Origin of the sequence: Halomonas llamarensis (assembly GCF_023555005.1) — a bacterium.
Taxonomy (GTDB): domain Bacteria; phylum Pseudomonadota; class Gammaproteobacteria; order Pseudomonadales; family Halomonadaceae; genus Vreelandella; species Vreelandella llamarensis.
In genome coordinates, this window is record NZ_JAMJPJ010000005.1 from 1 (window position 1) to 23,816 (window position 23,816).

The window sequence follows — 23,816 nt, forward strand, 5'->3', positions numbered from 1 at the left end:
TGAGGCTGGACATCTGCTGCAAGACCGTATTGACTATTTCCATGAAAGCCTGTGCTCGGGTGGTGATGTTGTCAGAGACCCCATTATCTGAGCATCAGGCTTTCTTTAAAACTGTCCGAACCATTGTTGGATGAAGCGTTATAAATTCTGCATTGCTTGGTTTATTCCCGGTGATGTACAAGGGCACACGTTCATAGCCGCCAGCAGGGTAGCGAGCACGCACCGCAGGCTGAGTATCTAAAGGCTCAATCAGGCGACGAAAGTGCGTATGCTCCGGTGGGTCCATTGCGTTAGGTACGGAGAGGTGGCGGCTAGCTGCGTTGCTGAACGTTTTATGATCATGAATCACCCGCACCATATCGTTATGACAAAAGAGCGACCATTGCAGATAGTCGCTGAATGCGACTGAAAAACGGTGGCGCATGGCGTCATAAGCAGCGATTTGATCACGTTGAACGTTATCATCACGAGGGTCCCAGTCTTGTGGTCTAGGGTCGGTCATGCTTGCTCCTTTGGCTATTTTATTGCGCCGGATAAGCAAACCAAATATCACCTCATGATATATTGATGCGAGTCACCGTATGTAAGAATCGCTATGATCGACCACAGTAAGGTATTCAATACGCTAACCGGAGACGGTGGCGCGCGTTAATACGCACCACATAGCCAATTTTTATCAAAGTGGGGCCAAGTATGACTAATACATGCGTAAACACTTGAAGTAGTAAGCCAAGATAGCTATTCCATACATAGCCCCCCCTAGCACACCTGTAGCCGTTACGCTAACTCTTCGACAGTAGCCCACTTACGTCCGTTTAAACCACGTAAATGGAGCAATAACTGATATTGCAACGAGGTAAGCGCGTGGCGCTGACAAATATCTTCACTGTGGCGTAAAAAACAGCGCAGTTGATAGCGAAACTGAGACAGTTGTTGGAAATCTTGCTTATGTAGGGAAGTCGTCTGCATTTTCGTCACTCCAATAAAGTTACCCATATAACTCGGCTGGTAGGAGGGCGCTCTCAAGCACTCTCTCAAGCTCTCTCTTAAAAGCTCTCTCGACGGATATTGTAAACGACCGTTGCAAAGTCTATCTCCTAAGGGGTAGCGAGGGGTTATATAGAGGTAACCAGGCAGAAATCGGGCGTTTAATCACCCAGAATTGATTTTCAAGATGCCTGTACTTGAAGTGATTACTTTCCTTCAAAAAGCCTGGATATCGACCATGTGTCATTTCATTGACCGGGTAGATTTGTTTCAGCAAAGCGCGCGAGTCCTTTGCATAATTTATGCGGACGTGGCCAATCAAGTCCGTCAAAGCCTCCACGAACAGGCAGCCTAGTGCGGCCTTCGCCACTACTTGCGGGTGTTTGAAGCTGATAGTGGCATTAAAGCGTAGCGCTTGACGATTAAAGTGGCGGGGCTTTGATGCAATGACTTTGCAGAAAAAGGATACGCTGATGAAGACGGCACAACCGCCCAGTTCCTCGCTTGAATTGCTCTGCCAGCCATACCAGCTTAATGAGCTGCTGGGTGGCGTCCCGTGGCTAAGTGACCTGACCAAGGCAGAGCGAACCGAACTGCTATCGCAAAGCAGAGTGGCGTGCATCGAAGATGACGAGTGGCTTTTTCACCAAGACACACCCGCCGAATGGCTCTATATCGTGATTAAGGGCTTGGTGCGCTTGGTGAGGGCCGCGCGGGACGGAAGCCAAGCCACTATCCGCCATGTCGAGCGCGGCGGCACGCTCGGTGAGCTGAGTATGGTCTCTAATCTCGGCAACTACCTGTACTCCGCAGAAGCGAAACGCATGACGCACGTGATCGTTCTTCCCGCTGCCGCGTGTCGTCAAGTGCTTGATGCGTATCCCGCCTGCCGCGCTGAGTTTATGAGCCGGCTGGCACTGGAGCTTACTGATCGTTTGGAGGATTTGGCGCTTGTCACTCAGTGCGATGCCATGGCACGTCTGGTGAGTTACCTTCTTCGACAAATGCCCCGTGGTCGGGTGCGAACGCCGTACACGCTGCGTCTTTCGTTGCCCAAAATCTGGTTAGCGGATCAGCTGTCGATGACGCCGGAAACGTTGTCGAGGATGCTAGCTAAGCTTCGCGATCAACAGATGATCGAGACAAGCCGACAACGTTTAACGGTTCTCGATGAGCCCGGCTTGCGACGTTTACTCGCCGCCAGCGAGTAAACGCTAGTCGACGTCACGCTCTTCAATTGGCAGATAGTACTTAAAGAGACAAGAGCAAAGTTTGGCTTTTGTATTAAACAACGTTCCCTTTATATGCCGCTACCCGACTTGCGGGTGGTGAGAAAGGAGTTATCTTATGGCTCACGCCAACACGCCCTTTATCCCCTTAGGCATTGCTCTGCTAACCGTCTCTGATACCCGTGGTTTTAATGAGGATGACAGCGGCGACCTACTGGCCAGTCGCCTCACCGAGGTAGGTCATGAATTGGTCGAGCGGCATATCGTGCCAGACGATGTCTATCGGATTCGCGCAGAGGTTTCAACGTGGGTAGTGCGTGATGATATCCATGTGGTGATGGTTAACGGTGGCACGGGCTTCACGCCTCGTGACACTACACCCGAAGCGTTGGCGCCATTGTTCGATAAAGTCATTGATGGCTATGGTGAGCTATTTCGGCAACTATCGTGGTCAAGCATTGCCACCTCCACTATTCAATCTCGTGCTGTGGCTGGGCTAATTGATCGCACGCTGGTCTTTGCCATGCCAGGCTCCCCTAAGGCATGTGCTACCGCTTGGGATGGCATCCTAGCGGCTCAGCTTGATGCTAGCACCAGGCCCTGCAATTTCGTGGCCATGGTGATTCCGGATGCTGGACGCTGTGCTAGCCGTTTTCCGGCAGACAATTCTATTGCTTCTGAGGCTGAGGCATGAGCTGCTGCGCTGGTAGTATTTCCTCACCTCTTCTTGATTTCTTTGATGCCCGCGAGAGAATGGTAGCGGCAGCACGCCCTGTCTCCTGCAACGAAAAGGTGGAGCTGAGCCAAGCCGTCGGTAGGGTATTGGTTGACGACGTGTTCGCCACCCTCGATATGCCCGGTATCGACAACAGCGCCATGGACGGCTATGCCCTGCGTCTGAATGAGATCTGCGAGGATGGCTTACCGGTGGAGCTGCGCGTCCCTGCAGGAGCAGAGGTTTTGTCTCTACCAGCAATGAGCTGCGCCAGAATCTTCACAGGGGCACCGGTGCCACTTGGAGCCGATGTTGTCATACCGCAAGAGCGTGTCCGTCTGGATGCCGATGAGCGTGTGCACATTGAAGGTGAGTTCGCCAAAGGTGCTAACATTCGTCGTCGTGGAGAGGATACCTGTGAAGGCGATATACTGTTATCTGCTGGAACACGCTTAAATGCGGCAGCTATCGCTTTGCTGGCAAGTCACGGAATGGGTGAGGTTGACGTTTTACGACGCCTGAAAGTAGCGCTGATTTCTACGGGAAACGAGCTGATCGAGCCGGGCGCAACGCGTGTGCCGGGCCAAGTTTATGACAGTAACCGCGCCATGTTGAAAGCACTATTGATGCAGTCTTCCTGTGACGTGCTCGATTTGGGGGTGACCGCTGATAGTGTGACTGAACTCCAACAGACCTTTACCCAGGCTCGTGACGAAGCCGATTTGGTTGTATGTACTGGAGGCATTTCGGTGGGTGAAGAAGATCACGCCCGCCCAGTGTTGGAGAGGCTTGGTGGCGTTTCCTTTCATGGTGTCGCCATCAAACCCGGTAAGCCATTCACCCTAGGTTACCTGGGCGACTCTCCTGAAGCCGGTATCCCGTTCGTTGGTTTGCCGTGCAACCCCGTCGCTTCGCTGGTAGGCTGGCAATTGCTGGCTTTGCCGTTGGTGCACGGTTGCCAGGGACGTATCCCGGCCGAGTTACAGCAGTTTCCTGTCGCAGCGGGCTTTTCCAGGCAAGGACCTCAAGGGCGACGTGAGTTACTGCGCGTGGTGCTCGACTAGTATTCCGGGGTGCCGGTTGCCTATCTAGCGGGTGGGCAGGGGTCGCATATGCTCAGTGCTGCGAGTAAGTCCCAAGGATATCTGATGATTGATGCTAACCAGGATGTGGAAGAAGGCGATGCCTATTTATATTGCCCTGTCGCCCAGTTTCTTGATTAAGCTTAGGCGGCCAACGCTTTCGCGGTAGGTAATCAGTAACAAGCCGTTAAGTGGTGTCCTATCATGCTGGAGTTTCAAGATAAACGTGGGCAGGCGCAAAAAAGATTAAACGGCTAGTGCTAGTTGCTTGAAGGTCACAAGGAAAAATGGCGGAGGAAAGCAGAGATGTGCATGTGTCACATATACGTCAGATAGGTATCACAACAAATTAGCATGCTAAAGACGAAAAAAAGGCAGACCAGTAAATTACTGATCTGCCTCTTAAAATATTGGTAGCGGGGACCGGATTTGAACCGATGACCTTCGGGTTATGAGCCCGACGAGCTACCAGACTGCTCCACCCCGCATCAACGTGTTGCGTATACTACGCTTTTTTTACGTTGCGTCAAGACATAATTCGAAACCTTTGCCTTATATTCGTATGTGCCATCATGCTGCAACATGTCTGCATCGACGCTATGCTGATATAACAAAGGCATAGTGTTAGCTTACAGCAACACGTTTTGTTGACGGCATGTATGAGTAAATGCAAATACGCTTGCCGTTGATGCTTTGGCGCAGTCGCGCCTTTTCATAGATGGTTTGTGAAACACGAATGTGATCCAAGCCATGTGTCATATCAGGGAGGTAGTCTATGGCCAATCAAGCCCCCGTCGCCTGGGTAACTGGTGGAACTGGTGGTATCGGGACAGCAATTTGCCGCACGTTGGCGGATGCCGGTTACCAGGTTGTGGCGGGTTATCACAATCCCGACAAAGCCAAAACCTGGCTGGAAACGCAAAAAACCGACGGTTACGATAACATTGCGCTTTCCGGTGTTGAGCTATCTGACTTTGATGCGTGCCTTAACGGTGCGCGAGACATTGAGAGTCAGCATGGCCCAATCACTGTGCTGGTAAACTGTGCGGGGATTACCCGAGACGGCACATTGAAGAAAATGTCGCACGAACAGTGGAGCGAGGTAATCGATACCAACCTTAATAGTGTTTTCAATACCTGTCGCAGCGTCATTGAGAGCATGTTGGAGCACGGTTACGGTCGCATTATCAATATCTCTTCTATTAACGGTCGGAAAGGTCAGTTTGGACAGGTGAACTACGCCGCGGCCAAAGCGGGCATGCACGGCCTTACCATGTCGTTGGCACAAGAAACAGCGACAAAAGGCATTACCGTTAATACGGTCTCTCCCGGTTATATCGCAACTGATATGATCATGAACATTCCGGAGAAGGTCCGGGAAGCCATTCGTGAAACCATTCCGGTGAAGCGTTACGGCAAGCCAGAAGAAATCGGCCGCTTGGTAACATTCCTGGCAGATAAGGAGTCAGGCTTTATTACCGGTGCCAACATTGATATCAACGGTGGCCAATTTATGGGGTAACACCTCATCTAGTGGCGACTGTTTGTTAGCGATAGAAACGCAAAGCGGGAGGCTTAAAGCCTCCCGCTTTGCGTTTAGTGCTGTTATTGAGCACTGTTGTTTCGTGCCGGTGTTTAGCTAAAGGTGAGTGGCTTTTTATGGCGGTGGTAAGCGCGAAAGCCGTGAAAGCAGGTCATCGAGTTCGCCCACCTCTGCGTTCCACAGTGTTTCCGGCATTGGGCCGAGTGCAAGTAGCGCGGCGAGAATCGCTTCTAGCTCTTCGGCACGGCTGCGCGTTTGTTGTAGGCCCTCGTTTAAGCGCTTGACTTGAATCGCTAAACGAAGCGGTTCGTCGCTTTGCTTAACGCGCCCGAGCGCAAGGAGTGACAGGTGAACACGCAACCGTGCCAGCTCTTCGCGTATGGTTTCTTGCTGGGTTGTATCAAACGTGGCGGCGTTTGCACGCTTTGCATTGCGGGTTTCATGGGCCGGTATAAACGCGGCAGGTAGCGGCGTTTGGAGTGTTTCATCAGCATCGACGGGAGCCACTGCATCAGGGGTGTCCAGCGCGAGTTGGTCAGCGGCTAGATGCGCATTGACGAGCGGTAAGATGTCTTGCCACTGAGTGACTTGCGCCACAATGCCTACGCGGTTTAGGCGTTCCCGTCGAGTGCGAACAATGCCGCTTAAACGCTTTTGCATGCCGTCGCTCCGGCGGCTTTTGGAAAGCGGTTCTAATGCCTCTGCTTCACGCAAAAAACCTTCAAGCGTCGCGGCATCGTCAGGACTATTGGGCTGCCAAGCATCCATGCGTTCAATCAGTGCCTGCATGGCATCTAACTGTTGTTGCTGATGCGCGACGCGCTCTGATTGCTGAGCGTCACGCCGGGCAAATACCTGATCACACGCGTGGCGGAAGGTTTTCCACAGCGCTTGTTCTTCGCCTTTAGGCGCGCGGCCAAGTTGACGCCATTGCTGCTGCAACTGCTTTGCCTGTTGCGTGCGTGCGCTGATGGGTGTGTCGTTCGCGTCAACGAGGGCGCGCGCTTGCTCTGCCAATTCTCGTTTTTGTTCAGCGATGACATGGGCGCGTTCGTCGATCAGTGCCTGCAGGCGGTGGCGCATGCGTCCAAAGCGGCGACCGATACTTTCGGCGTGCTCGCGCGGCACTGGCGAGTAATGGCGCCACTGGTGGCGAGCTTTATCGCGAATTTCGCGCAGCACGTCGGGGTCGGCGTCGGCGGAAGGCTGCTCTAACAGCGCTTCTAACTGCTCGCATAGCGCTTCCCGAGCCGCGAGGTTATCTTGCCGCTGCTGGGTGAGGCGCTCACGCCACGAGGCTAGGCGCTCATGAATGGCATTTGAGGCGGCGCGAAAGCGGGCGGAAAGTTCGCGGCTAGCGGCGGCGTCGCCTAGGGATTTCCACTCTTTGACGAGCTGCCGGTGACGGCGGTCTAACGCGGCCTCGGCGAGTGGCGAGTCGTTAGCAAGCGCTTCAATGCTTTCACATAGCTGCTCGCGTTTGGGGCCAGCCACAAAACCGCGCCAGTCGCGTAGTTCCGCAAGCCGGGCGCCCAGATGTTTGAACCGTGAGATAAGTGGCTTAGCCTGCTTGCTACTAAGTGATTCAACTTGCGGCTTAATCCGCTGATGCAGGCGACTAGCACTTTTAAACGCGCCGCGTTCAAGCAATTGCTCAAAGGCGTCGAGCTCTTGGTTTAGCGTCTCTAGTGTGGCGGATGAGGGAGCTGACGCCGTGTTCTCATCTTGCTGGGCGTTAAGGGCGGCTTGAGCCCGCTGCAGAAGCATCGGCGCGACGAGTTTTTTAGGCCAGCGGCAGGCGCTTACATGCGCCGAAAGGGCGGTGGAGTCGGCATTGTGTAATGCGTCTTCAAGGGCAGATTGCTCGGCAAGCCAACGCTCCCACGCGGCGCTGATTTCTTCGTAGCGTTGCATCGCGCGGTCGTAGCGTTCGCTGCTGGCTTCGCTTGGCAGGTGCGTATCCGAAAGCGCTTGCCAGCGTTGGGCCAGTAAGCGATGTTGAGCGCGTAAGCTCTCAATATCTTGGTCACTTATGCTATCGCCGTGCTGCAAACCGTCCAGGCTTTCTTCCAACCCTTCAAGAAGCTGCTCGCGGGTGGCTTCGGCAGCTTCTTGTTGCTGTTGGCGCTGTTGGCGCGCATGTTCTTGGGTTTCGTGGTCGTGAAGGGTCTTTCGGCACGCCAGCACCGCCTGTTGGTAGCGCACGTCTTGCTCAGCGGTAGGGGGCTTTTCAAGTGGCTCCCATTCGCGCTGTAGGTGGCGGAAACGGCCAGCGTAGAGCGGCTCCCAGGGCGATTTCGCATGTTGTTCTAATGCCTTCAGTAGCGTTTCGCGCCGCTCGTGCTGGTTTTTCCCCCACTCGGCATCGGCTTTGAGGCGGTTTAACCGCTCCCGTGCGAGGCGAGCCACTTGGCGATCACGGCGAGACTCTTTGAGTAGCCGCTTGAGGCCGGCTTCGCTTGCTACTTGCTCCGCGGCGCGGTGGCGCACTGCCACCACGGCGTTGTGGCACGCTTGGTGAATAAAATCGTCTTCTGCGTTGAGTCGTTCGAGTGCGCTCAAACGCAAGTTTAGATTGTCACCGCCTAGCGCCACAGCGTTGAGCAAGCGCGAATCTTTAAGCTCGCCCAGCTTGGCTTGGCGCTCGGCTAAATCGTGCTCGCCGGCCTGCCCGCACAGGCGTGCTAATATAGCGCTAAACCACGCCTCAATATCGTGGTGTTGCGGGTAGGCCGCGATTAGCCCGTCAAGATCGTCAAGGGAGGTTAAAGCCTCCAGGCGAATATCGGCTTGATCATCGGAAGCCAGCATTTTGAGCGCTTGATGCTGCTCAGGCTTTGTGGGGTCGAGCCGTGAAAGGGCCTGGCGACGCACCTCGGGGTCGGGATGTTGCCACCGAGGGGCGAACAGGCGTCGTAACAGTCCGTGCATGGGTCATCCTGCTGTGAGGGGCCTAGCGAAAAAAATATAGGTAAAAAATCGATCAGCGCCTTTTGACAGTTGCAGTTGCCTGCGCTGTCGCTTAGCTTTGGTCGATATAGCGTCGTTTGCGCTTCCTTATGCTGATGATGGTGCCTCCTTATAGAGCAGCGTCTTTATAGACAGAGAATGTTAAGCTCCACCGCCGTAGCGTATGAGAATGGGCTACCTTTATATTCTACCTGATCAAGACATGGAGTTTCGGCCATGAATCTAAAAGCAGATAGTGCCGATGTGGCCTTCACTTTTAAAGGCGGCATGTTGCCCATGACGGTCATGGAGCTTAACAGCGCCGATCCTGAACAAATCCGCCAGCAACTTGAGGGCAAACTCTCCCAATCGCCAGCGTTCTTTCAGCATACACCGGTTGTCCTGAGTGTGGAAAAGCTTGATACGCCACATCTGGCACTCGAGCGGATTTGCGCAGTGTGCCGTGACCATAAATTGTTGCCGGTAGCGGTGCGCGGTGGGACGGATCCAGTAAAGCAGTCGGCCTGGGCGCTGGGGCTAGGCTGGTTTGCCCCGGTGGAAGAGGAGCGTGCTCGTCGCTTAGCCAGCATTGCAGCAGAAAACGACAGCGCAGAGGAGCAAGTGCCTCAAAACGCGCCGGAGGAAGTGACCGAGTCAACCGGTGCGAGGTTATATCGCGGCACGGTACGCTCTGGGCAACAGGTAAGCGCGTCGAACGGGGATTTAGTGGTGATTGGCGCGGTTAACGCCGGGGCCGAAGTGCTGGCAGCGGGTAGTATTCACGTTTATGGCGCGTTGCGAGGGCGAGCGCTTGCGGGGATTCATGGCAATTTAGGCGCCGGTATTTATTGTCGCGAGCTTAATGCGGAGCTTTTATCGGTGGCGGGTAACTATAAGCGGTTGGAAGACATTGATGCGCGCCGCCTCGGAACACCCGCAGAAGTGCATTTTGAAAGTGAGCAGTTGGAGATTAAACCTCTAGCGTGAGCCCGTAAAAAGGCGCGGGCAATACCCTGTCATTCGGAGTCTTTGATAAAGTAACCTTAACGTTAGTGTTAGAGAACGAATTTTTCGAAACTGAGTTTTTCGACATTTAGCGTTAGCAACGGGTAAGCGCTCAACCATTCGCGGGATGCCAAGGCGCACGACGGAGGCGTATGATGTAGGGCAGTTAGCACAGTCATCCACGACTTAAGCGTGCGCGATGTACGCTGGCAGAACGTGCACAGTGTCAAAAAGGAAGAAGACCTTGGCCAAAATCATTGTAGTAACCTCAGGTAAAGGTGGGGTTGGCAAAACCACCAGCGCCGCCGCGATTTCGACGGGTCTTGCGCTGCGCGGTAAAAAAACCGTCGTGATCGACTTCGATGTGGGTTTGCGCAACCTGGATTTAATTATGGGGTGCGAGCGGCGCGTGGTGTACGACCTGGTCAACGTCATTCAAGGCGAAGCCGGGCTTAATCAAGCGCTGATTCGCGATAAGCGGGTTGAGAATTTGTTTATTCTCCCCGCCTCTCAAACCCGCGATAAAGATGCGTTAACCCAAGAGGGCGTAGAAGAGATTCTTGCTAAACTCAAAGAAGAGTTCGACTATATTCTTTGCGATTCACCGGCTGGCATTGAGCGCGGTGCACAGTTGGCGATGTATTTTGCCGATGAAGCGGTTGTGGTAACTAACCCCGAAGTGTCGTCGGTACGCGATTCCGACCGTATTTTAGGGTTATTGGCGTCCAAAACGCGCCGTGCTGAACGCAGCGATGCCCCAATTAAAGAGCACTTGCTGATCACGCGCTACAACCCGGATCGTGTCACTAGCGGTGATATGCTGACCTTGGACGATATCCGCGAAATTCTGGCCATTGATCTTTTGGGCTTGATTCCAGAATCGGAAGCGGTGCTGCGCGCCTCTAACCAAGGCGTCCCCGTGACCCACGATGCGGCGAGTGACGCCGGGCAGGCGTACACTGATACCGTGTCGCGCCTGCTAGGTGAAGACGTACCACTACGCTTTCATCAAGCTCAGAAAAAAGGAATTCTGACGCGCATGTTTGGGGGAAGTCGGCGATGAAACTTGCGGAATTCTTGAAACGCGAGCGCAAAAAGTCGGCCTCGGTGGCGAAAGAGCGCTTACAGATCATTGTGTCACACCAGCGTAGCCAGCGCGGTCAGCCCGACTATATGCCGATGCTTGAGCGCGAGCTTTTGGAAGTGATTCGCCGCTACGTCCACGTTGATGACGATGCGATTCAGATATCGCTGGATAGCGAAGACAACTGCTCGGTGCTGGAGCTGAACGTCACCCTACCCAAGGGCTAGTATTGGCTAAAGACGGCATTTTAATTAAATGCTTGGGTTTAGATTAGCGCCTGGTTTGAGTTAAATATCTCGTTTTTAATTAAAAAGTGGAGCACGGGTTTACATGGCGCCACCTAACGCGGCCCCGGCCAGCTTTCTCTGGCACGATTACGAAACGTTTGGCGCCGACTCGCGGCGCGACCGCCCGGCGCAATTTGCCGCACTGCGTACTGATGCCGAACTCAATGAGATCGGCGAGCCAGTAGCGCTTTACTGCAAGCCCGCCGATGATTTTCTGCCGCACCCGGCGGCGTGCCTTATCACCGGCATTACCCCGCAAAAAGCCCGCCGCAAAGGCTTGCCCGAGGCGGAGTTTGCCGGAGAAGTGCTGCGCTATATGAACGAGCCTGGCACGTGCGTGGTGGGCTATAACAGTTTGCGCTTTGACGATGAAATCTCGCGCCATCTCTTTTACCGCAATCTGCTCGATCCCTACGCTCGGGAGTGGCAAAACGGTAATTCCCGCTGGGATTTAATTGATGTGGTACGTGCGTTTTATGCGCTTCGTCCCATGGGGATTGAGTGGCCCTTGCGCGACGATGGTGCACCGAGTTTTAAGCTGGAAGACCTTACCGCTGCCAATGGCATTGAGCACGTCGGCGCCCACGATGCGCTTTCCGATGTGCGTGCCACCATTGCCCTGGCCCGGCTTCTTCGTGAGCGTAATGCCAATTTGTTTGACTACCTGCTGGGGCTTCGCGGTAAACGCGCGGTGGCCAAGCTGTTGGATCTCCCTCACGCTAAGCCGCTTTTGCATATTTCCCGGCGTTACCCAGCAAGTCGTGGCTGTAGCGCGTTGGTCATGCCGCTGGCGGAGCATCCCACCAACCCCAATGGGGTGATCGTTTACGATTTGAGCGTCGACCCGAATGAGCTTTTATCGCTGTCGGCTGCGCAAGTGCGTGACCGTGTATTTGTCAGCCAGCAGGATTTGGCCGAAGGCGAAACACGCATTCCGCTGAAAGTGATTCATATCAATCGTTGCCCAGTGGTGTTTCCGGCCAGCGCGTTGAAAGACGTTGCCGGACCGCATCAGGGCGAATATGGCGATATCGTTTCCCGCCTAGGGCTGGATTTACCGGCTTGCCGCGAGCACTGGAAAACACTGCATGACAATATCGTGCCGGTGGCCAGCAAAGTGGCAGACGTGTTTTCTGAGGGCTATGCTGAGGGCGTGCAAGACCCCGATTTGATGCTCTACTCCGGCGGCTTTTTCTCTGCGGCGGATCGCCAGCAAATGGATCGTGTGCGCAGCATGGAGCCGTGGGATCTGGTTGGGCAGCGCTTCGCCTTCCAAGACCCGCGCCTAGAGGAAATGTTATTTCGCTACCGGGCACGCAGCTATCCCGAAACCCTGGAAGGTGAGGAGTTAGCGCAGTGGGAGGCATTTCGCTGGTCGCGGCTCAATGACCCGGCTCTTGCGGGTTTTACGCTGAAGGATTTTGCCCGTGAGATTGAGCGTTACAACCAGCAATCACTCACTGATCGTGAACGGCAAATCCTCGAAGAGTTAGTGATGCATATTGAGGCGATTTTGCCGGCTCAAGCCTTTGATGCCGACTAACGGTAACCAGCGAAGGGGCACAATGCCCCTCCTAATGGTTGCTAGTGCCTGGGGTTATACGTAATGGCGTTGCGGGTGATTGGCGCGCAAAAGCCTCAAGCGACTCGCGGTAGGCTTTCACGTCACTTTGCTCATCTTCCGGGTCAAAGCGGATATCAAGCTGCCCCTCGCGCAGCGTGTTCCATAAGGCACGCAGCTCATCCGCACTTACCTCAAGGGCTAATTCGGCGCGCTGTTCGTGCCGATCAAACGCTACTTCATCCAATGCCGTGGCCTGCCAGTGGCGGTTAGCCAGTGCCTCCAAGCGGGTATCGCGCTGGGTTAGGCGCTCATAAACCGCCTGGCGGTAAGGCGCTAGCGCCTCGTCATCAAGCTCGTTCAATCGCGCTTTGGCATCTTGTAGAAAGGCGTCCATGCGCTCGGCAATCGCGGTGCTTTGTGTATCTGGTGACTGCACCACAAGTGCTATGCCAGGTGCTTCGAGTAGCGGCGAGTAGCCAGCATTGACGACATAGCCTAGCTGCTCTTCGGTGCGCAGGCGCTGATAGAACGGTGTCTGCAGCCATTGCGCGAGCACACTGGCGGCTGCTTGTTGTTCAAGCGTTGCCGCGTTCCCTTGCAGGTAGCGCAGCACTAATGACTCATCTCGCGTGCTATTGGGATGCAGCACCGGGGCATCCGCGCTGACGTTAAGGGGAGTCAGTTGGGTGATATCATGGCGAGATAGGCGCGGGCGCAGTTGGCCGCGAATCATCTCGGCCTGGGTGTTGGCTTTCGCCTCGCTCAGATTGCCGACGGCCATGGCATCAATATAAAGCGCGTCTAAAAAGCGCCGGCGGAAGTCCTCAAGATGGTGGCGCTGTAAGCGCTCACTCGCGGCCAAAAGCACTTCGCTTGAAAACTGCGGGGTAAGGAGCGCCTCACCGAGCGTTCGCTGCGCTTGGCGCATCAGTGAATCACCCGATGCGTTACGCCATCCTCGCTGCAGCTGGAATTTTACCCGTTCGAACGCACCGGCGGAGATCTCCGCCTCTGCAAGTTGCGTTAGCGTACGCTCGATCAGCGGGGTTTGGCCATCGCGCCAACCGGAAAACGCCAGTGTGATGCCGCGCGAGTGGGCATAGGAATTAAACGACTGCCCGGCAAGTCGCGCGGGGTAAAGCGATTCGTTAAGACTGTCGTTGAGCCATTGCGCCAATAGCCGGGTTAATACCGCCTCTTCCGCCGAGTCGCTGGTGCTAGGGTGCTGTAGGCTAACGCGCCACTCCACCTTGGGGGTGTTAAAGCGATCTTCTTGCATGTGCCAAGCACGAAAAGAGGGCGCCTCAATCAAGGGGCTTGGTTTTTCGTCGCTGCCCGCGAGAAGGGTTAAATCTTCGGCAACAAACGGGTTGGGAGCGGGCAGCGCTAAGACCGCAATCGGCGTGCTGGCAGCGGGCGAGGTTACCTTGCGCCATTGGGTGTTAAACCACGGCGAGACGCGCTCGCTTTCTACCTCGGGGCCGGAATATACGCGCAGCACTTTCTCCGGTGCCAGGTTATCGAGATAGGCGTGGTGCATCTCGGCGTCAAAGCCGTCCATGCGGTAGGGTGCATATTGCACGTCTTCGACCGGGTAGCGCGACAGGTTCATCGCAAGCCCTATGGCTTCTTGTTGTGGCGCGCCGTGCTGCTGAAAGCGAAAGGCCTGTTCACGCAGGTTAGCTTGCTCTTGGTAGCGCCATTCTTCTAGGCCTTGCTCGCGAATGTTATCGATGGCGGCAAAAAGCGTGGCTTCGATATCGTCGAGGCGCTCGGCGCCATCCGGTGTGAGGCTGATGGATACGCTAAATAGCGCGTGTTCGCCATCGCGGCGGCCACCACCGGCGGAGAGGCCATCAGCTAAGCCAGCATCGCGCAGCACGGCAAGCACGCTGCCATCGCTTTCATCGCCGATCAAATGAGCCAAAAGCTGGGTGGGTTGGTGGGTGTAGTCGTTTATCGGGTCAGGGATTGGGAAGTGAAAGCTGACCTGACGGCTGTCTTTCAGCGATTGGCGCTCTAAGTAAATCGGTAACGCCTGTTCATCGACGAGCGGCGCATCAATCTGTGGTACGTCTAGGCCACGATTGGGAATGTCGGCAAAACGTTCAGCAACCCACCCTTCCAGCGTATCCAGTGACTGCGGGGCGACAACGGCGAGCGTCATCACGTTGGCGCCGTAATGCTGATGATAAAAATCGATGACGCGCTCGCGCAGTGAGGGCTCTCCCTCCGGCCGGTCGGCCAGCGTCTCGCGGCTGCCGACGGAGAAGCGCGTCATTGGGTGGTCCGTATTTAAGACCTGATTCATCACGTCGTTTTCGCGGCGGCCTTCGTCGCGGATGCGCGCCATGTACTCGGAGTGGACAATATTCCGCTCGCTTTCGAGCTTTTCGGCGTTGAACAGCGGCGAGAGGAAAAACGCACTAAAGCGATCGAGCGCCCCCGATAGCGCGGAGGGCTCGATATCAAAGAAGTAGTTGGTATCTTGCGGCGCAGTAAAGGCGTTGTGCAAGCCAGCATTGCGGGAAATATAGCCTTGATAAGCATCCGATGCTGGGTAGGGCTCGGTGCCGAGAAATAGCATGTGCTCAAGAAAATGCGCCAATCCCTGAAGGTCTTCCGGGTCTTGCGCGCTGCCCACCCGTACATTCATTGAGGCGGCGGCTTTATCGGCGTCGGGGGCACTCACTAGCAGGGTTTGCAGCCCATTTTGCAGCGTGAGTACGCGGTAACTGCGCGCATCAAACGGGCTAACAATAGACGTGACGACCTCACTAACGCCTTCAGCGCTGTCGGCGTTAACAGTAGGGAATCCGATCAGGCTAAGCGAAAGCGCCGTGCCCACCGCCAGCGGGGTTCGGGCAAGTGGGCGGTACGTGTTCAACGTAATAACTCGTAACATTAACGACTCCTAGGACGAAGCCCATTGCAGCATCGGGCCGACAGGGTGTGCGCAAGCCGGTGACTGATAGGCGGGATTATTCACATGTTTTGATACCGGAAAAGCGCCCAACAGTTCCAGCGGTGCCGGGGTTAATTGCTGTTTTGCCTTTGCGACGTCGGTTTCCGGGTGGAGCCATTGTTCCATGTCGCTAGGCGCTATAAGAGCGGGTAAGCGATCTGTGAGTGGTGAAAGCCATAGGTTGGCGGGCACAGTTATCAGCGCCATGGAATCGGCAAACTCGGTAAGGGTGGTGTGATAGCGACACCAAATCCCCGCCAGGAAGAGAGGCGTGCGTTGTACGTGGGTAATCAAGTAGGGTTGTTTGCCCCGTGGCTTTATTTTCCACACGTAAAAACCGTTTACCGGAATGAGGCAGCGTCGCGATTGAAACGCATCACGAAACATCGGGCGGGCGTCTAGTGTTTCGGCGCGCGCGCAGTGGGGCGCGTGATCAAGAACTTCTAGCCACGGCGGTGTCAGGCCCCAAAAAAGTGTGTTAAGACGGCTTTTGCCTTGCTCCCAACGGATCGTTGACACGCCTTGGCGTGGGGCTAAATTAGGCGATGTCACGAGGGGGGTGGCGACGTTAATGGCGAGCGTGTCAGGCAAGGCGTTGTCGCGAACATAAAGGCGTCCGGTCACACGAGCCTCCCAAGAGGTGAGAAATGAAAAACGTGGGAAGAAATAGAGGTAGAAATGGAGCGCAACACAACATTCGTGCCGATATCGTATCGAAAACAGTGTTCGATATAGGGTATCCTACCGTATTCCCTTTCCACGCAACAGCGCAGAAAGGTTTCCCTCTTTAGCGGTAAACCCAAGAGATTGCCATGGCCCGTCCACGACAGCATGCGCCCGATGCCCTCCACGCGCAGGTAATGCACGCCTGTGATACGTGGTTGGAGGACAAGCCCGTTCATGGTTTATCGTTGCGTGCCATTGCTCGCGAGGTGGGTTGTGCGCCGAGTACGCTACTGAAACTTTATGGCAGCTTCAACAACTTGCTGCAATACGTCAACGTCGAAACCCTGGCGTGCTTGGAACACGCGATTACCACGCTAGCGGCGGACGACCCTGAACCCTGGCTGCGTTCGCTGGCCCATACTTACTGGCAATATGCCGAGCAGGCGTGCTACCGCTGGCAGCTGCTGTTTGATTACCCCCTTGCCCAGGAAGGGGAGCTTGATCAACGCCAGAGTGATTTGATTGAAGCGCTGTTCATCCAAGTTGAAACTTGCTTAAAACGCTACCAGCCCGCGCTTGATGATCTTGAGGCACGTCGCCTGGGGCGCACGCTATGGGGCAGTGTGCATGGGCTTGTACAATTAGGCTTGAACGAACGGCTGGGCTATTGGCAGGGCGAGCAACTAAAAGTCGACGAACTCTTAGAGCAGCTTTTGAGCACGGTGCTGGCCGGGCTTCGTCACCGAGGAGCTGCTGAGTGAGGCGGTCGCTTGTCAATGTGCGCCGTGGGTTGCGCTGGTTGATTTTGCTGGTAATGCGGATCTGTTACCGCTTAACGGTACGCGGCCGCCACCATGTGCCCATCACGGGGGCTGCGCTAATGGTGTGCAACCACGTCAGTTACATGGATGCGTTGGTGCTGGGTGGGGCTAGCCCACGGCCGGTGCGCTTTGTTATGGATCAGCCGATTTTTGAGTCGCCTTGGCTGAAGTGGTGGTTTCAGCTGGTAGGGGCGATTCCGATAGAGTCAGAGCGGCGCAATCCAGGTTCGTTGCGTCGCGCGCTGGAGGAAGTCAGCCAGGCATTAAAAAACGGCGAGATCGTGATGGTGTTTCCTGAAGGCAGGCTGTCTCCCGATGGAGAAATTCACACCTTTCGTCGTGGCTTAGAGAAGATACTTGCCCGCGACAATGTACCGGTGGTGCCGGCAGGGCTTGCCGGTCTTTGGGGGTCATGGACCTCCAACGAGGGTGGGCAGCCACTAAAAAAGTGGCCGAAACGCTTTCGCGCCAAGGTAAGCCTGCACTTCGGCCCGTCGGTTGATCCACGCATGACCCAGGACGTAGCTCTGCGTCGCTACCTTGAGGCGCGGGTGCGGGTATTAAAAGCTGCTGCGCTAGAGGATCTACGCCATTAAATTATCATACACAGTGGCTAGCGTCGGCTGATCCGTACCGCCTGCCAGCAGCGCGCCGATGTGATCAAATTGTCGCGCATCTCGAGAATTTCCATGCGCGTGGTGCCGATCTGTAGACATGCAGCACCATCCGGAAAGGACTCCAGGTGCTCGAGAATTAAACCGTTTAGGGTCTTGGGGCCATCGGTAGGTAAGTGCCATCCCAACAACCTATTGATATCACGGATATTGGCGGTGCCTTCGATGACGTGGCTGCCGTCCTCCTGCGCGTGAATCTCTTGGTTCTCTGATACATCGGTAGTGAATTCACCGACAATCTCTTCGAGAATATCCTCTAACGTTACCAACCCCTCTACGTCGCCGTACTCGTCGACGACAATGCCAATACGGCGCTTTTGCTTTTGAAAATTGAGTAGCTGTGTGTGCAGTGGCGTGGATTCAGGAATGAAATAGGGCTCGCGCGCTTCTTGGACGATGGCGGCTTTAGTGACTTCAGGGCGCGAGAGAAAACGTGCGGCGTTACGCAGGTGTAGCATGCCGATAATATTGTTGATATCGCCTTTGTAGATCGGAAGCCTGGTGTGCTGGCTGGTGCGAATCTGCTGCAAGATGTCATCGAGTGAGTCGTCAAGGTCAATCCCTAGTACTTCTTGGCGCGGCACGAGAATGTCGTTCACTGTGACGTTTTCAAGATCAAGGATCGACAAGAGCATGGCCTGGTGGCGATAAGGAATCATGCTGCCGGCTTCGTGCACCACCGTGCGGAGCTCGTCGCGGGTTAAGCTGTCGCCGCCGTTTTCCACGCTTTTCACGCCTGCCAAACGCAGCAACCCATTGGAAATTATGTTGACCAGCAACACTAGCGGGTAGAGCAGTTTTAACAGCGGAATTAGCACGCGGGAGGCGGGGTAAGCGATGCGTTCTGGCTTGATTGCGGCGTAGGTTTTGGGTGTGACCTCGGCAAAAATCAAAATCGTAATGGTCAGCAGGGCGGTAGCGACAGCAGGCCCAGTTACTTCGCCAAAAAAGTGAATGGCAATAATGGTCGCAATCGACGCCGCTAGGTTATTGACAAAGTTGTTGCCAATTAGAATGACGCCGATGAGCCGATCCGGGCGGGCTAACAAATGCAGCACGCGTTTGGCCCGGATGTCGCCGCTATTTGCCTGATGGCTCAGGCGGTAGCGGTTGATCGACATCATGCCAGTCTCAGAGCTTGAGAAAAATGCAGACAGTAAAATGAGTAGCGCTAGCAGGCTAAAGAGTAGTCCCAGAGGGAAGTCGTCGCTCAAGTTGGGCGTCCTTTATTACGTATCGAGCTCGATTTTCAGAAGTTAGGCTGGCGCGTATCAAGGCAACGTAAGTCAGAGAGGTACGTGTGGGCCAGCCTAGCGGTGTAACAATATCTCAAGCACAAACTTGCTGCCAAAATATGCCAGTACGAGAAAGGCGCAGCCTGCGAGTGTCCATTTAACCGCGCGCATGCCGCGCCAGCCGAAGCGGTAACGGCCCAGCAATAGCGTGGCAAACACCAGCCAAGCGATAAGTGAAAGCAGTGTTTTATGCACTAAGTGTTGGGCAAACAGGTTGTCTAAAAAAATAAAACCACTGACGATGGAGAGCGTCAATAACAGCACACCCGCCCAAACGAGTTCAAACAGCACCCGTTCCATGGTGGTTAGCGGTGGCAGTGACTGCACGATGCCGCGAATATGGTGATGGCGCAGCGCCTGGTTTTGTAGCCCCACCAATACGGCTTGAACCGCGGCAATAGCGAGCAAGGCAAAGGCCAGTGCCGAGCTAATAGCGTGAAGCAAAATACCTGGCGTTAGGCCGATTTCGCTGCCTTGGCTCGGCAGTCCCGTCGCCACAATGAGTACGATACCCGCGAGAGGGAAAAGTACTATGCCAGCGTTGAGCACTGGCTTGAACAGGCTAGCAACCAACACCACGTTAACCGCGACGGCCATAAAAAGTGTCGCGCTGGTCGTGAAACCGGGCAAAAGCCCTGGCGCCTGTCCCAGCAGTTTGACCACCATGGGGATATGCAGCAGTAACCCTAACGCCGCTATGATGCGCACTATGCCCGGGCGGGGCGGTACGCGGCGCAAAAGCGCCATGCCCTGCCAAGTTCCAGCGGCGATATAGAGAATTAAAGCCATCGTGGCGAAAGGGAGCGCCTGCATGATGCTATCCGTACGCTGTTAAGCGTGTTAATGAGAATGTATCGTGAAAATATACCCCTACTATAACCAATCCTTAGCGCCGCGCACAGACGCTTAGAGCGCAATAGCCGGTCTGTTTGGGCGCGTAAACGCGCCAGCCATGGAGACTCGCGGCGCCAGGGCGTATAATCACCCTATTCATGTCCGCGGCGCGTGCGCCTTGTGACCACGACGGAGGCAGAGAGGCCCCATGTTTCAGAATCTTAGCGAGCGTCTTTCGCAGACGCTGAAGTCTATCAAGGGTCAGGCGCGCCTGACTGACGATAATATCAAAGACACCCTGCGTGAAGTGCGGCGCGCCCTTTTGGAAGCGGACGTTGCGCTGCCGGTGGTGAAAGACTTTATCGAACGTGTGCGCGAGCGGGCAGTGGGCCAAGAGGTCTCGAAAAGCCTGTCGCCGGGTCAGCAGTTCGTCAAGATTGTCCAGCAAGAGCTGGAAGTCACCATGGGCGAGGCCAACGAGGGGCTTGTCCTTAAAGGCACGCCCGCCGTCGTGTTGATGGCTGGCTTGCAAGGCGCGGGTAAAACCACTTCCGTGGCGAAGTTGGCGCGCTACTTGCGCGAACGTGAAAAGAAAAAAGTGCTGGTCGTGTCAGCGGACGTCTACCGTCCGGCGGCGATTGATCAGCTAGAGACGCTGGCCAAAGAAGTCGAGGTGGATTTCTTCCCGTCGCGCTCGGATCAAAAGCCGGTCGATATTGCTAACGCCGCAATGAAGCATGCCAAGATTCAGTTCCATGATGTGGTGCTGGTCGATACGGCGGGGCGCTTGGCCATTGACGAAGCGATGATGACCGAGATTCAAGCGTTGCATCAGGCTCTGACGCCGGACGAAACGCTGTTTGTGGTCGATGCCATGACCGGCCAAGACGCGGTCAATACCGCCAAGGCATTCCACGAAGCGCTACCGCTGACCGGCGTAATCCTCACCAAAGCCGACGGTGACGCCCGCGGTGGCGCGGCGCTTTCGGTGCGCCATATCACGGGTAAGCCCATCAAGTTTATGGGGATGGGGGAGAAGGTTGATGCGCTAGAGCCTTTCCACCCTGACCGTGTTGCGTCGCGCATCCTCGGCATGGGCGATATGCTATCGCTGATTGAGGAAGCCGAGCGCACTGTCGATCAATCCAAAGCGGAGAAGTTGGCCAAAAAGGTCAAAAAAGGCGATGGCTTTGACCTAGAAGACTTTCGCGATCAACTGCAACAGCTCAAGAAAATGGGCGGCATGGGCGGTTTGCTCGGCAAAATGCCGGGCATGGGGCAGATGGCCGAGATGGCGCAAGGCCCCGGCCCTGAGAAGGAGTTGGGCAAGCTTGAAGCACTGATTAATTCCATGACGCCCAAAGAGCGCCATAGGCCCGATATCATCAATGGCTCGCGTAAGCGTCGCATTGCTAACGGTGCTGGATTGCAAGTGCCGGATCTTAATCGCCTGCTCAAGCAGCATAAACAGATGCAAAAGATGATGAAGAAAGCCGGCAAAAAAGGCGGTATGGAAAAAATGATGCGCGGTATGTCCGGCATGATGGGCGGCGGTGGTCCTGGCGGACCCGGAGGCCCGGGTGGCCCCGGTGGTTTCCCCCGTCGCTAGCGTTGTTGCAATGCTTTGCCTGCGGCAAAGCGTCATGGTAAAGCGTCGCGGCCAAAAGAGGCAGTTTTCCTGCGCCTAGGCTTTCCAAATTGGCCGTATTTGCGTAGAATACGGCCTCTTCATGCGTAGGGGTTGCGTCAGTGTGGCGCTGCTTGTTGCGGCATGAGGGGCTTAAAAAACACGATTTTGTATCGTCGATAGAGGCCTAAACCGTAAGTGGTTAGCTCTCTTGTAACCTCAACCGAAGGATAGTTATCGTATGGTTACCATTCGTTTGGCACGTGGTGGCGCCAAAAAGCGTCCCTTTTACCATCTGACCGTGACTGACTCGCGCAATGCTCGCGACGGTCGTTTCATTGAGCGCATTGGCTTTTTCAACCCGGTAGCCCGTGGTCAAGAAGAGCGCCTGCGCGTTGATCTCGACCGCGTTGCACACTGGCAGAATCACGGCGCGCAGCTTTCCGGCCGCGTTGCAGAGCTGGTTAAAGAAGCACGTAAGCAAGCCTAAGTCTGTCGTAGTCTTAAGGCCAATGCTGTCGAACCGAGGTCGTCAATGACGCGTTTTGCAACACATCACTTAGACGACACGCATGTAGTGCTCGGCAAGTTGACTAGCCCTCATGGGGTGAAAGGCTGGCTTAAGGTATATGCCTACACGAGCCCTATTGACAGTATTTTTGATTACCCTGAATGGTCGGTGCGTAAAGGTGAAAATCTGACGTGCTATACCGTGGCTCAGGGGCGTCGGCAGGGCAAAGGCTTGGTGGTTCAGCTTGAAGGCGTGAATGACCGTGACGCAGCAGAAATACTGGCGAACGCGGATATTCTGATGCCTAAAGAGGCGCTGCCAGCGCTTTCCGACGATGAGTATTATTGGCATGAGCTTGAAGGCTTGAGCGTCTTGACTCAGGTCGGCGAACGGCTAGGACAGGTTAGTTATCTGTTCGAAACCGGCGCCAACGATGTCATGGTGGTGCACGGCGATAATGAAGCCATCGACAAGCGCGAGCGCTTGCTACCGTTTCTCCCCGGCGATGTCATCATCGATGTGGACATAAAGGCAAAGCGCATGGTGGTGAATTGGGATTCAGCGTTTTGACAGAGCCGGTTTTAAAAGAGCCCGTTACGACAAAGCCTCTTGCGTTAAACGAGCAAGGCTCAAGTGAAACACCCGCTATGTGGATCGGGGTGGTATCGCTGTTTCCTGAAATGTTCGATGCGTTGACCTGTCATGGCGTGACGGGTCGAGCGGTGGAGCGAGACCGTATTGCGTTGGAGTTTTGGAATCCGCGCGATTACGCCACAGACCGCCATCGCAGTGTCGATGACCGCCCCTATGGCGGCGGGCCCGGCATGTTGATGAAAGTCGACACGCTGCGTAGTGCGATTGCGGATGCGCGTAAGCGTGCGTTTGACGCTACGGGTAAAACGCCGAAAGTGATCTATCTTTCGCCTCAGGGGCGCACGTTAGACCAGCAAGGCGTACAGGCACTGGCTAGCAAAAGCCCGCTAGTGGTGGTCGCTGGACGCTACGAAGGCATTGACGAACGTGTAGTGGAACATGACATTGATGAAGAGTGGTCGATTGGCGACTATGTGCTGAGCGGCGGTGAGTTGCCAGCGATGGTGCTAATTGACGCGGCGGCAAGGCTGGTTCCCGGTGTGCTGGGGCACCAGGATTCCGCCATCGAGGACTCATTTAACGACGGTTTGTTAGATTGTCCGCATTACACCCGTCCGGAAGTGATTGATGGGCGGCAAGTGCCGGATATCCTGCTAAGTGGCAACCACGCGGCGATCCGACGCTGGCGATTGAAACAATCGCTGGGCCGCACGTGGCAGCGGCGTCCCGATCTACTCGAAGGGCGAACGCTGAATCCCGAGCAGCGTAAATTGTTGGATGAGTTCATCGAGGAATACGTTCTGGCTACCCGGTAGGCCAGAGCGGCGGTGCAGGGCGAAGGCGGTCCACGTGTGTCGAACGTACACGCCGCGCACCTGTGTCACCCATCACGACTCCCGTGTGGCTCGTTTCGAGCGCCGGGATCACGGCTTCCGCCTTCCACAACTGAGCGGTTAAGCCACCAAGTTATTTAGGAGTGAGATAATGAGCAGTAAAAACAAGGTGATCCAGGCACTTGAAGCCGAGCAAATGGGCAAAGAAATTCCTCCTTTTGCTCCCGGCGACACAATTGTCGTCCAGGTAAAAGTGAAAGAAGGTAGCCGAGAGCGTTTGCAGGCCTTTGAAGGCGTCGTCATCGGCAAGCGTAACCGTGGTCTCAACTCAGCGTTTACCGTGCGTAAAATTTCCCACGGCGTCGGCGTTGAGCGTACTTTCCAAACCTACAGCCCGCTGGTTGACTCGATTCACGTTAAGCGTCGTGGTGACGTACGCCAGGCCAAACTCTACTATCTGCGTGAGCGCAGCGGTAAGTCGGCACGTATCAAGGAAAAGTTGGCGTAAGCCAGACTTTGCCACAGGCGCGGCTGCGGCGCAGCCGCGCCTG

23 protein-coding genes and 1 tRNA gene are annotated in these 23,816 nt (G+C 55.2%); 16 read left to right on the forward strand and 8 right to left on the reverse strand.

Annotation, left to right across the window (positions count from 1 at the left end):
* Positions 1–94: 94 nt before the first annotated feature.
* Both M8006_RS04800 and M8006_RS04805 read right to left on the reverse strand, forming a co-directional pair.
* Positions 95–502: a hypothetical protein gene (locus M8006_RS04800; protein WP_250080329.1), complete on the reverse strand. Its 408-nt coding sequence runs from the start codon at positions 500–502 to the stop codon at positions 95–97.
* Positions 503–777: 275 nt separating this feature from the next.
* Positions 778–969 carry a hypothetical protein gene (locus tag M8006_RS04805; RefSeq protein WP_250080330.1) on the reverse strand — a complete coding sequence of 64 codons (192 nt, stop codon included), beginning with the start codon at positions 967–969 and terminating at the stop codon, positions 778–780.
* Between the two features lie 491 nt (positions 970–1,460).
* Between M8006_RS04805 and M8006_RS04810 the strand changes: the two genes are divergently transcribed.
* The 4 genes from M8006_RS04810 to M8006_RS04825 all read left to right on the forward strand — a co-directional run bounded on the left by M8006_RS04810 (position 1,461) and on the right by M8006_RS04825 (position 4,154).
* Positions 1,461–2,198: a Crp/Fnr family transcriptional regulator gene (locus M8006_RS04810; protein ID WP_250080331.1), complete on the forward strand. Its 738-nt coding sequence runs from the start codon at positions 1,461–1,463 to the stop codon at positions 2,196–2,198.
* 136 nt (positions 2,199–2,334) lie between these two features.
* Positions 2,335–2,910: a molybdenum cofactor biosynthesis protein B gene (moaB, locus tag M8006_RS04815; protein ID WP_250080332.1), complete on the forward strand. Its 576-nt coding sequence runs from the start codon at positions 2,335–2,337 to the stop codon at positions 2,908–2,910.
* The gene (locus M8006_RS04820) at positions 2,907–3,995 is read left to right on the forward strand and encodes a molybdopterin molybdotransferase MoeA (RefSeq protein ID WP_250080333.1); all 1,089 of its coding nucleotides are present in this window, start codon (positions 2,907–2,909) and stop codon (positions 3,993–3,995) included. The genes moaB and M8006_RS04820 overlap by 4 nt, the downstream gene beginning before the upstream one ends.
* 9 nt (positions 3,996–4,004) lie before the next feature.
* Positions 4,005–4,154, forward strand: coding sequence for a hypothetical protein (locus M8006_RS04825; protein WP_347709741.1), 150 nt, complete (start codon positions 4,005–4,007; stop codon positions 4,152–4,154).
* Positions 4,155–4,424: 270 nt separating this feature from the next.
* Here the strand turns inward: M8006_RS04825 and M8006_RS04830 are convergent.
* A tRNA-Met gene (locus tag M8006_RS04830) sits at positions 4,425–4,501 on the reverse strand.
* Between the two features lie 287 nt (positions 4,502–4,788).
* On the opposite strand from M8006_RS04830, the gene phbB reads away from it, so the two are divergent.
* Complete coding sequence (phbB, locus tag M8006_RS04835; RefSeq protein ID WP_250080335.1) at positions 4,789–5,535, forward strand: acetoacetyl-CoA reductase; 747 nt, start codon at positions 4,789–4,791, stop codon at positions 5,533–5,535.
* A 135-nt stretch (positions 5,536–5,670) separates the two neighbouring features.
* On the opposite strand, the gene M8006_RS04840 is transcribed toward phbB, so the two are convergent.
* Entirely contained in the window at positions 5,671–8,487 is a 2,817-nt protein-coding gene (locus M8006_RS04840) for a DUF349 domain-containing protein (protein ID WP_250080336.1), read from the reverse strand.
* Positions 8,488–8,742: 255 nt separating this feature from the next.
* On the opposite strand from M8006_RS04840, the gene minC reads away from it, so the two are divergent.
* From minC to sbcB, 4 genes are all read left to right on the forward strand, one after another.
* Positions 8,743–9,492 (forward strand): septum site-determining protein MinC, encoded by a 750-nt coding sequence (gene minC / locus M8006_RS04845; protein WP_250080337.1) that lies wholly within the window; start codon positions 8,743–8,745, stop codon positions 9,490–9,492.
* A gap of 262 nt (positions 9,493–9,754) precedes the next feature.
* Complete coding sequence (gene minD, locus M8006_RS04850; RefSeq protein ID WP_250080338.1) at positions 9,755–10,573, forward strand: septum site-determining protein MinD; 819 nt, start codon at positions 9,755–9,757, stop codon at positions 10,571–10,573.
* Complete coding sequence (minE, locus tag M8006_RS04855) at positions 10,570–10,821, forward strand: cell division topological specificity factor MinE (RefSeq protein ID WP_250080339.1); 252 nt, start codon at positions 10,570–10,572, stop codon at positions 10,819–10,821. The genes minD and minE overlap by 4 nt, the downstream gene beginning before the upstream one ends.
* Before the next feature lie 103 nt (positions 10,822–10,924).
* Complete coding sequence (sbcB, locus tag M8006_RS04860; RefSeq protein WP_250080340.1) at positions 10,925–12,424, forward strand: exodeoxyribonuclease I; 1,500 nt, start codon at positions 10,925–10,927, stop codon at positions 12,422–12,424.
* A gap of 31 nt (positions 12,425–12,455) precedes the next feature.
* On the opposite strand, the gene M8006_RS04865 is transcribed toward sbcB, so the two are convergent.
* Together M8006_RS04865 and M8006_RS04870 are read right to left on the reverse strand one after the other, a co-directional pair.
* The gene (locus M8006_RS04865) at positions 12,456–15,350 is read right to left on the reverse strand and encodes an insulinase family protein (RefSeq protein ID WP_250080341.1); all 2,895 of its coding nucleotides are present in this window, start codon (positions 15,348–15,350) and stop codon (positions 12,456–12,458) included.
* Between the two features lie 9 nt (positions 15,351–15,359).
* Complete coding sequence (locus tag M8006_RS04870) at positions 15,360–16,034, reverse strand: SOS response-associated peptidase (RefSeq protein ID WP_250080342.1); 675 nt, start codon at positions 16,032–16,034, stop codon at positions 15,360–15,362.
* Positions 16,035–16,222: 188 nt separating this feature from the next.
* On the opposite strand from M8006_RS04870, the gene M8006_RS04875 reads away from it, so the two are divergent.
* Positions 16,223–16,837: a TetR/AcrR family transcriptional regulator gene (locus M8006_RS04875; protein WP_250080343.1), complete on the forward strand. Its 615-nt coding sequence runs from the start codon at positions 16,223–16,225 to the stop codon at positions 16,835–16,837.
* A 53-nt stretch (positions 16,838–16,890) separates the two neighbouring features.
* Positions 16,891–17,493 (forward strand): 1-acyl-sn-glycerol-3-phosphate acyltransferase, encoded by a 603-nt coding sequence (locus tag M8006_RS04880; protein ID WP_250080471.1) that lies wholly within the window; start codon positions 16,891–16,893, stop codon positions 17,491–17,493.
* Positions 17,494–17,510: 17 nt separating this feature from the next.
* On the opposite strand, the gene M8006_RS04885 is transcribed toward M8006_RS04880, so the two are convergent.
* Both M8006_RS04885 and M8006_RS04890 read right to left on the reverse strand, forming a co-directional pair.
* Positions 17,511–18,785: an HlyC/CorC family transporter gene (locus M8006_RS04885; RefSeq protein ID WP_250080344.1), complete on the reverse strand. Its 1,275-nt coding sequence runs from the start codon at positions 18,783–18,785 to the stop codon at positions 17,511–17,513.
* A gap of 96 nt (positions 18,786–18,881) precedes the next feature.
* On the reverse strand, positions 18,882–19,679 hold the full coding sequence (locus tag M8006_RS04890) for a cytochrome C assembly family protein (protein WP_250080345.1): 798 nt from the start codon (positions 19,677–19,679) through the stop codon (positions 18,882–18,884).
* 229 nt (positions 19,680–19,908) lie between these two features.
* Between M8006_RS04890 and ffh the strand changes: the two genes are divergently transcribed.
* From ffh to rplS, 5 genes are all read left to right on the forward strand, one after another.
* Positions 19,909–21,309 (forward strand): signal recognition particle protein, encoded by a 1,401-nt coding sequence (gene ffh / locus M8006_RS04895; RefSeq protein ID WP_250080346.1) that lies wholly within the window; start codon positions 19,909–19,911, stop codon positions 21,307–21,309.
* Between the two features lie 259 nt (positions 21,310–21,568).
* Positions 21,569–21,817 (forward strand): 30S ribosomal protein S16, encoded by a 249-nt coding sequence (rpsP, locus tag M8006_RS04900; protein ID WP_250080347.1) that lies wholly within the window; start codon positions 21,569–21,571, stop codon positions 21,815–21,817.
* Between the two features lie 45 nt (positions 21,818–21,862).
* Positions 21,863–22,408, forward strand: a complete 546-nt coding sequence (rimM, locus tag M8006_RS04905; protein WP_250080348.1) for a ribosome maturation factor RimM — start codon at positions 21,863–21,865, stop codon at positions 22,406–22,408.
* A 77-nt stretch (positions 22,409–22,485) separates the two neighbouring features.
* Complete coding sequence (trmD, locus tag M8006_RS04910; protein WP_250080472.1) at positions 22,486–23,247, forward strand: tRNA (guanosine(37)-N1)-methyltransferase TrmD; 762 nt, start codon at positions 22,486–22,488, stop codon at positions 23,245–23,247.
* A 169-nt stretch (positions 23,248–23,416) separates the two neighbouring features.
* A complete protein-coding gene (gene rplS, locus M8006_RS04915) occupies positions 23,417–23,773 on the forward strand; it encodes a 50S ribosomal protein L19 (protein ID WP_250080349.1) in 357 nt (118 codons plus the stop codon).
* Positions 23,774–23,816 lie beyond the last annotated feature (43 nt).

Coding starts and splice junctions, on each gene's coding strand:
- M8006_RS04800 (WP_250080329.1), bottom strand. CDS start 502: ATGACCGACCCTAGACCACAAGACTGGGACCCTCGTGATGATAACGTT.
- M8006_RS04805 (WP_250080330.1), bottom strand. CDS start 969: ATGCAGACGACTTCCCTACATAAGCAAGATTTCCAACAACTGTCTCAG.
- M8006_RS04810 (WP_250080331.1), top strand. CDS start 1,461: ATGAAGACGGCACAACCGCCCAGTTCCTCGCTTGAATTGCTCTGCCAG.
- moaB (WP_250080332.1), top strand. CDS start 2,335: ATGGCTCACGCCAACACGCCCTTTATCCCCTTAGGCATTGCTCTGCTA.
- M8006_RS04820 (WP_250080333.1), top strand. CDS start 2,907: ATGAGCTGCTGCGCTGGTAGTATTTCCTCACCTCTTCTTGATTTCTTT.
- phbB (WP_250080335.1), top strand. CDS start 4,789: ATGGCCAATCAAGCCCCCGTCGCCTGGGTAACTGGTGGAACTGGTGGT.
- M8006_RS04840 (WP_250080336.1), bottom strand. CDS start 8,487: ATGCACGGACTGTTACGACGCCTGTTCGCCCCTCGGTGGCAACATCCC.
- minC (WP_250080337.1), top strand. CDS start 8,743: ATGAATCTAAAAGCAGATAGTGCCGATGTGGCCTTCACTTTTAAAGGC.
- minE (WP_250080339.1), top strand. CDS start 10,570: ATGAAACTTGCGGAATTCTTGAAACGCGAGCGCAAAAAGTCGGCCTCG.
- sbcB (WP_250080340.1), top strand. CDS start 10,925: ATGGCGCCACCTAACGCGGCCCCGGCCAGCTTTCTCTGGCACGATTAC.
- M8006_RS04865 (WP_250080341.1), bottom strand. CDS start 15,350: ATGTTACGAGTTATTACGTTGAACACGTACCGCCCACTTGCCCGAACC.
- M8006_RS04875 (WP_250080343.1), top strand. CDS start 16,223: ATGGCCCGTCCACGACAGCATGCGCCCGATGCCCTCCACGCGCAGGTA.
- M8006_RS04880 (WP_250080471.1), top strand. CDS start 16,891: ATGCGGATCTGTTACCGCTTAACGGTACGCGGCCGCCACCATGTGCCC.
- M8006_RS04890 (WP_250080345.1), bottom strand. CDS start 19,679: ATGCAGGCGCTCCCTTTCGCCACGATGGCTTTAATTCTCTATATCGCC.
- ffh (WP_250080346.1), top strand. CDS start 19,909: ATGTTTCAGAATCTTAGCGAGCGTCTTTCGCAGACGCTGAAGTCTATC.
- rpsP (WP_250080347.1), top strand. CDS start 21,569: ATGGTTACCATTCGTTTGGCACGTGGTGGCGCCAAAAAGCGTCCCTTT.
- rimM (WP_250080348.1), top strand. CDS start 21,863: ATGACGCGTTTTGCAACACATCACTTAGACGACACGCATGTAGTGCTC.
- trmD (WP_250080472.1), top strand. CDS start 22,486: ATGTGGATCGGGGTGGTATCGCTGTTTCCTGAAATGTTCGATGCGTTG.
- rplS (WP_250080349.1), top strand. CDS start 23,417: ATGAGCAGTAAAAACAAGGTGATCCAGGCACTTGAAGCCGAGCAAATG.